This window comes from Cryobacterium sp. HLT2-28, from assembly GCF_004402495.1.
GTDB lineage: Bacteria > Actinomycetota > Actinomycetes > Actinomycetales > Microbacteriaceae > Cryobacterium > Cryobacterium mannosilyticum.
Genome location: NZ_SOFH01000031.1, coordinates 140,685 through 147,355, shown reverse-complemented (window position 1 = coordinate 147,355; position 6,671 = coordinate 140,685). Strand labels below are relative to the sequence as shown.

6 protein-coding genes are annotated in these 6,671 nt (G+C 68.6%); 2 read left to right on the top strand and 4 right to left on the bottom strand.

Going from position 1 to position 6,671, the window contains the following annotated elements; genetic code table 11:
- Positions 1-192 precede the first annotated feature (192 nt).
- The 3 genes from ahcY to E3O48_RS17115 form a co-directional block, all read right to left on the bottom strand.
- Positions 193-1,680 (bottom strand): adenosylhomocysteinase, encoded by a 1,488-nt coding sequence (gene ahcY, locus E3O48_RS17125; RefSeq protein ID WP_134510443.1) that lies wholly within the window; start codon positions 1,678-1,680, stop codon positions 193-195.
- Between the two features lie 124 nt (positions 1,681-1,804).
- Positions 1,805-3,271 carry an amino acid permease gene (locus tag E3O48_RS17120; protein WP_134540931.1) on the bottom strand — a complete coding sequence of 489 codons (1,467 nt, stop codon included), beginning with the start codon at positions 3,269-3,271 and terminating at the stop codon, positions 1,805-1,807.
- 200 nt (positions 3,272-3,471) lie between these two features.
- Positions 3,472-3,690: a DUF3499 family protein gene (locus E3O48_RS17115; protein ID WP_134510441.1), complete on the bottom strand. Its 219-nt coding sequence runs from the start codon at positions 3,688-3,690 to the stop codon at positions 3,472-3,474.
- A 43-nt stretch (positions 3,691-3,733) separates the two neighbouring features.
- Here E3O48_RS17115 and E3O48_RS17110 point away from each other — a divergent pair, with 43 nt between their 5' ends.
- Positions 3,734-4,186 (top strand): metallopeptidase family protein, encoded by a 453-nt coding sequence (locus tag E3O48_RS17110; protein ID WP_134540928.1) that lies wholly within the window; start codon positions 3,734-3,736, stop codon positions 4,184-4,186.
- Positions 4,187-4,476: 290 nt separating this feature from the next.
- Complete coding sequence (locus E3O48_RS17105; protein WP_134540925.1) at positions 4,477-5,157, top strand: hypothetical protein; 681 nt, start codon at positions 4,477-4,479, stop codon at positions 5,155-5,157.
- 68 nt (positions 5,158-5,225) lie between these two features.
- Here E3O48_RS17105 and E3O48_RS17100 read toward each other — a convergent pair whose 3' ends face one another.
- A complete protein-coding gene (locus tag E3O48_RS17100) occupies positions 5,226-6,629 on the bottom strand; it encodes a glycosyltransferase 87 family protein (protein ID WP_134540922.1) in 1,404 nt (467 codons plus the stop codon).
- Between the last annotated feature and the right edge of the window lie 42 nt (positions 6,630-6,671).

Below are 6,671 nucleotides of genomic sequence, written 5' to 3'. Positions count from 1 at the left end.
AAGCTCTGCGGCTTTCCGCACCTTTGGGGTACGTGAAGACATTACGGCCCCCCGCCCACCCCGTCAAAACCCGCCCCCGCCCGGGCGTGTCACCCCCACCCCCGCCCACCCGCGCGGGCACAACGACGACGCGCCCGCATCCGCTCGGTGAGAACGGATGCGGGCGCGCGACCTGCGGGAACGAGACGGGCGTCAGTAGCGGTAGTGGTCGACCTTGTACGGGCCGTCGATCGGCACGCCGATGTAGGCGGACTGCGCGGGAGTGAGCACGGTCAGTTCGACGCCGAGCGCGTCCAGGTGCAGCCTGGCGACCTTCTCGTCGAGGTGCTTCGGCAGCACGTACACGCCGACCGGGTACTTCTCCGGGTAGCAGTACAGCTCGATCTGGGCGAGCACCTGGTTGGTGAATGAGTTGCTCATCACGAACGAGGGGTGCCCGGTGGCGTTGCCCAGGTTCATCAGGCGTCCCTCCGAGAGCACGAGAACGCTGCGTCCGCTCGGCAGGTGCCACTCGTCCACCTGCGGCTTGATCTCGACCCTGACCGCGCCGGGCAGGGATTCCAGCGCCGCCATGTCGATTTCGTTGTCGAAGTGACCGACGTTGGCGATGATCGCGAGATGCTTCATCCGGAGCATGTGGTCGACCCCGATGACGTTGAAGTTGCCGGTGCCGCTGACGAAGATGTCGACCTGTTCGACGACGGATTCGATCCGGGCGACCTGGAACCCGTCCATCGCTGCCTGCAGGGCGTTGATCGGGTCGATCTCACTCACGATCACCCGGGCACCCTGGCCTCGGAGCGCCTCGGCGGCGCCCTTGCCGACGTCACCGTAGCCGGCGACGAAAACGACCTTACCGCCGATGAGCACGTCGGTGGCCCGGTTGAGTCCGTCGGGCAGCGAGTGGCGGATGCCGTACTTGTTGTCGAACTTCGACTTGGTGACCGAGTCGTTCACGTTGATCGCCGGGAAGAGCAGGCTGCCGGCGCCGGCGAGTTCGTAGAGCCGGTGCACACCGGTCGTGGTCTCCTCGGTCACCCCGGCGATGGCAGCGGCGATGACGGTCCAGCGGTCCGTCGACGTGGCCAGCGACCGGCGGAGGACGTCGAGGACGACCCGGTATTCGTGGCTGTCGGCCTCCGTGGCGTCGGGCACCGCGCCGGCCTGCTCGAATTCGCGGCCCTTGTGCACGAGCATCGTGGCGTCGCCGCCGTCATCGAGGATCATGTTCGGGCCGGTCCAGGTCTCCCCCGCGGCGGCGGCCTCGGTGCTCCAGTCGAAGATCTGCTCGGTGCACCACCAGTAGTCCTCGAGCGTCTCTCCCTTCCAGGCGAAGACCGGAACGCCGGCCGGGGCCTCGGGGGTGCCCGTGGGCCCGACCGCAATGGCCGCGGCGGCGTCGTCCTGGGTGGAGAAGATGTTGCAGCTGGCCCAGCGAACCTGGGCGCCGAGGGCGACGAGCGTCTCGATCAGCACGGCGGTCTGCACCGTCATGTGCAGGGATCCGGCGATACGGGCGCCGGCGAGCGGCTTCGATTCGCCGAATTCGGCTCGGAGGGCCATCAGCCCGGGCATCTCGTTCTCCGCGAGGCGGAGTTGGTGGCGGCCGGCCTCGGCGAGCGCCAGATTGGCGATCCGGAAGGCGGGCACGGTGGATGAAGGGGACGCGACGACAGTCATGCCACCATCCTGCCATCCCCTGCCTCGTCAAATTCGACGGAGATTTTGGCCAGAACGGGCCTGAGAACGGGATTCCGGGCCGAATCAGCGAAAATCTCCGTCGAATTCGACCGGGGACGGGCGCTCAGCGGGCGGAGCCGACCGGTTCGTCGGGGGCGGGTTCCAGAGCATCCGTCTCGCGCGCAGCCTTCCCGGGGCGGGTGTCGCCCCGGTACCGCCACAGGCCGATCCCTGCCACGACGGCGGCCAGGAGGAGCGACATCAGCAGTTCCTGCCTGGTCTTCTCGAGAATGGCCATCCCGACGAGCAGGGCGACGATGCTGACGATGGCGAACCAGGTGAGGTAGGGGAACGCCCACATCTTCAGGGAAAGCCGGCCCGCGGCCTCCGCGCCCATCCGGCGGCGGAGGATGAGCTGGGAGACGGCGATGACGAGCCAGACCAGCAGGGCGATCGCGCCGGACGTGTTCACCAGGAACAGGAACACGGTGTCGGGGGCGAGGTAGTTGAGCCCCACCGTGATGAAGCCGACCACGGTCGAAGCCAGCACCGCGGTGCGGGGCACCCCACTGGTCGAGACCCGGGACCAGGCGGCCGGCGCGTCGCCGCGCACGGACAGGGAGAACAGCATCCGGCTCGCCGTGTAGAGCCCGGAGTTCAGGCAGGAGAGCACGCTGGTCAGCACGATGACGTCCATGATGGCGCCGGCGCCGGGGATGCCGTAGAGCTCGATCACTGCGACGTAGGGGCTCTTGGCGACGGAAGCACTGTCCCAGGGCAGCAGGGTGACCACGATGGCGATGGACCCGATGTAGAAGACGAGGATGCGCCAGACGGTCGACTTGACCGCCTTCTTCACGGCGTCGACCGGGTTCTCGGACTCGCCGGCCGCGATCGTGGCGATCTCGGCCCCGAAGAACGAGAACACGACCACGAGAACGCCACCGAGGACCGCGCCGCTGCCGCTGGGGAAGAACCCGCCACGACCGGTGAGGTTGCTGAGGCCCGGCGCGTCGAGTCCGGGCATCAGGCCCAGGATGGCGACGACGCCGAGCAGCAGGAAGATCGCGATGGCGGCCACCTTGATCGACGCGAACCAGAACTCGAACTCACCGAACATCTTCACCGAGGCGACGTTGGTCAGGGTCAACAGCACCATCAGCACCAGCGCCCACACCCACTGGTCGACCGCCGGGATCCAGCGGTGCACTATCGCGGCACCCGCGGTTGCCTCGATGCCGAGGACGATGATCCAGAACCACGCGTACAACCAGCCGATGCTCAGGCCGGCCCAGCGCCCGAGCGCCTTGTCGGCGTAGCTGGAAAACGAGCCGGTCTCCGGGTGGGCGGCGGCCATCTCCCCCAGCATCCGCATGACCAGGATCACCACAAGGCCGGCCGCGGCGTAGGCGACGAGAATGCCCGGCCCGGCCTGCTGGATGGCCGCCCCCGAACCGACGAACAGGCCGGCCCCGATCACCCCGGCGATGGCGATCATCGAGAGGTGGCGCGGCTTGAGCGTATGGGCGAGCTGGCTGTCCCTCCCGCCCGTCGTCGCCGGTGAATGGTCGGTTTTCGGCAGGAACGCCATGAGACTCCAAGGTCATCGCGAACGGGCACCCGGTCGGGCCGGGCACTCGTTCAGGGGTGTCCGGTCAATCTATGTCGGCCTCATGAAGGCCCGAAACGACACGCGCGGCGCGAAACCAGACCGTAACGGGACCCGCACCGACAGGCACGGGCCGAAACCTGACCGTAACGCCGCCCGGTGGGATCGGTTCGAGCGTGAACCTAGTCGCGAGGCTGAGCCGGCATCGTGCGCAGCCGCACGAGCTGCCAGCCCTGGGGCGCCGAGGTGAGGCGAGCGTGCCGGTCGCACAGGTCGAAACTGTGCGGTTCCCGCACCAGGGAAAGCGGCCCGAGCACGGCCATCGAATCGCCGTAGTCGAAGGTAAGGGTAGCCACGGACTCATCCGGGCAGGCGACGCGGGAACAGGGCCTGGAAGACATTGCCTTCAGGCTACCCTCACCGCGCCGGAACTAGGATGTGACCATGTCCCGAATCCGCCGTGCCGCCGCACCGACGCCCGCGCCGACCCGACGCGGCCGGGGCCGTGACCGGCACGGCCGCGGCATCCGCAGCTCGGTCACCGGACCGTTCCTGCCGCCGCTGCAGACCAGGATCAGCCAGTTCGACATGACGCTGGCCTCGACCATCGACTATCTGCGCTCGGTCTGGCCGGACGAACTGAGCGACGTCACCTTCGAGGTGGCGGCCGGACCGTACGCGGTGATCCCCGACGTCGGGGTCGAGCGGTGGACCGTGACCGCCGCAGAACGCCGGATCGTCTTCTACCGGCTGCCGATCCAGCGCCTCACCCGGCTGCACCGCAATGACGACCTGCACCGGAGGATGGTCATCGAGAGCTGCGTGTTCCGCGCCATCGCGGAGCTGCTGGGCAAGGACCCCTGGGACCTGGCACCGGACCGGTTCCGCCACTTCTAGCTTCCGCCACTTCTAGCTTCCGCCACTGCCAGGCGAACGCCGCCCGGCGACAGCCCACCCACGCGGCCGAGGATTCCTCGGCCGCTTTTTCGCGCCCGGGCGACCGCGGCGGCGGCGCTCCATCCGCGGAAGAGCCGCGTGATCACGCGGCCGATCCGGAGATTTCGAACCGGTGTGGGTTTTTTCCAAACCGATTCGGCGTTCGAACCGAACCATTGTCAGCACCACACGCTGCTCCACCTTCACAGCAACACCCCACAGACCAACCACACAGACAAAGGGATCACACCATGCGTTCATTCTCCAAGGCCACCATCAGCCTCGCCACTGCCGGACTGCTCATCGCCGGCCTCGCCGCGTGCTCCAGCGGCGCCGAGGCCACCGGGTCGGCCGCCAAGCCGTCCGCGTCCTCCTCCGCCGAGGCCACCCCGAAGCCCGTCGCCTCGATCCCCTCGCTCAAGGGCGTCGACACCGCCGTTCTCCTCGACGCCGACTTCGCCACGGCGCTGACCAGCCTGGGCCTCACCCCCGGCACCGTCGGAACCGCCACCCTGGTCGACGGCAGCCTGCACTTCCCGATCACCGGCGGGAACGTGGACTACTACGACCCGAACGAGAGCTACCGTCCGTTCGTCCAGGGCTCGATCGAGCACGAGGGTTCCGGCTTCTCGCTGACCGCCGGCGACACGACGGTCGAACTGACCAACTTCACCATCGACCCCGGCTCCTCGAAGCTGTTCGGTGACGTCAGCGTCAACGGCACCTCCGCGGCCACCCAGGTGTTGCTCTTCAACCTCTACGGCGGCACGCTCAAGCCGCTGCAGATGGACGGCGACAACGCCATCCTCGAAGGCACCACCGTGCACATCTCCGCCGAGGCCGCCGGCCTGCTGAACAGCACGTTCAAGACGGAGGCCGTCGCCGACCAGCTCCTCGTCGGCATCGCGAAGATCACCGTCGCCACCAAGTAGCACCCCGCGACCCCGGTATAGAGGAAAAGGCGCCTTCGTCACTGGACGAAGGCGCCTTTCTGCGTGCCTCAGGCCGATCGACCGGGCGGTCTCCCCCGGAACGGCCCCCAGTGGAGCAGACGTTCGACCGCACCCGGACCGGCCCGGCGGAACGCCATGGCAACGATGAGGATGACCGCCACGGCGAGGGTCACCCGGGTGAGCTGCACGGACGGCACCAGCATCCGGATGCTCAGCGCGATCGGCACGACGAGCCATTCCCACCGGCCGCTCAGGGCGACGAACGGCACGAGAAGCAGGGCGTACCACGGGTAGCGGGGGCTGAGGATGATCAACGTGCTGCCGATCATCAGGAGCTGGCCGAGCCAGGGCTGGGCCGGATCGGTCTTCCACAGGGTGAGTGCGGCGACTCCGGCGAGCAGGATGGCAACGACGTAGACCCCGGCACCGCCGGGCGCGACCAGCGAGACGAGCGCGAACCGGGTGCCGTCCTGGTACCCCTCCTCGGTGAGGTAGCCGGGCAGGTAGCCGAGGACCCCGATTCCGGTGGTGAGGACGTAGGGGACGTACAGAACGAGGAAGGTGACGACGGCGGCGACGATCACCTTCCAGCCCTGCCGGCGGAGCAACGCCGGGGCCGCGATCACCGGGATCAGTTTGGTGGCGATCGCCGCGCCGAGGGCGATGCCGCCCCTCCAGTAGCGTTCCCGGGTGACCAGGAAGACGGCGGCGAGGGTGAAGACGACTCCGAGCAGGTCGACGTGGGAGTTGGTGACGGCCTCGGATGCCACGAGCGGGCACCACGCCCACAGCGCGGCACGGCGCAGGTCGATGCCGCGGCGGCGCATCCCGAACAGGAGCATCACGGTGGTGCCGACGCTGAGCAGCAGCCCGGTCAGCTGCAACGGCCAATAGGCCGGACCCGGCCCGGTGACCATACGCACTCCGGCGAAGTACAGTTCGGCGGCGGGCGGGTAGATGGTGGGGACGCTGGTGCGGTTCAACGCCGAGCAGAGCACCTCGTCCGGCCCGCCCCGGTGCACGGTCTGGATGCGCTCGCCGACGCAGCGGGCGGATCCGTCAGCCCCGATCTGCGGGGCCGGGAACAGCCAGTCCGGCCTCAGGGAATCGAGGCGAGGGTCGGAGGGCACATACGCATACGGCGACACGCCGGCGTTCGCCACGATTCCGTCCCACGCATACCGGGCAGAGTCGGTGCTCGTGTTGGGTGGCCCGATCATGGCGGCGGCGCCGATCCCGATCGAACCGGCCAGGATGAGCACCACGACCGCCCGCCCGCGGACGCCCCGGAGCGCGATCACCGCGGCGGCGAACAGCAGCCAGACGACGGAGAGGGAGACGAGAAGCGGCACCGTGTCGCGGCCGGGTGCGAACAGGTCCAAGTTCGCCACCCCGAACCCGGTGAGCGCCGCGATGGCGGCAAGGAGCAGGGAGACGACAGTGATTCGCACACTGCCATCCTGTCGGAGTCCCGGGCCGGCCACCGGACCCAG

Excerpts from the sequence above, each read along its gene's own strand:
- E3O48_RS17115 (WP_134510441.1), bottom strand. The coding sequence starts at position 3,690 with ATGTCTTCCAGGCCCTGTTCCCGCGTCGCCTGCCCGGATGAGTCCGTG.
- E3O48_RS17110 (WP_134540928.1), top strand. The coding sequence starts at position 3,734 with ATGTCCCGAATCCGCCGTGCCGCCGCACCGACGCCCGCGCCGACCCGA.
- E3O48_RS17120 (WP_134540931.1), bottom strand. The coding sequence starts at position 3,271 with ATGGCGTTCCTGCCGAAAACCGACCATTCACCGGCGACGACGGGCGGG.
- E3O48_RS17105 (WP_134540925.1), top strand. The coding sequence starts at position 4,477 with ATGCGTTCATTCTCCAAGGCCACCATCAGCCTCGCCACTGCCGGACTG.
- ahcY (WP_134510443.1), bottom strand. The coding sequence starts at position 1,680 with ATGACTGTCGTCGCGTCCCCTTCATCCACCGTGCCCGCCTTCCGGATC.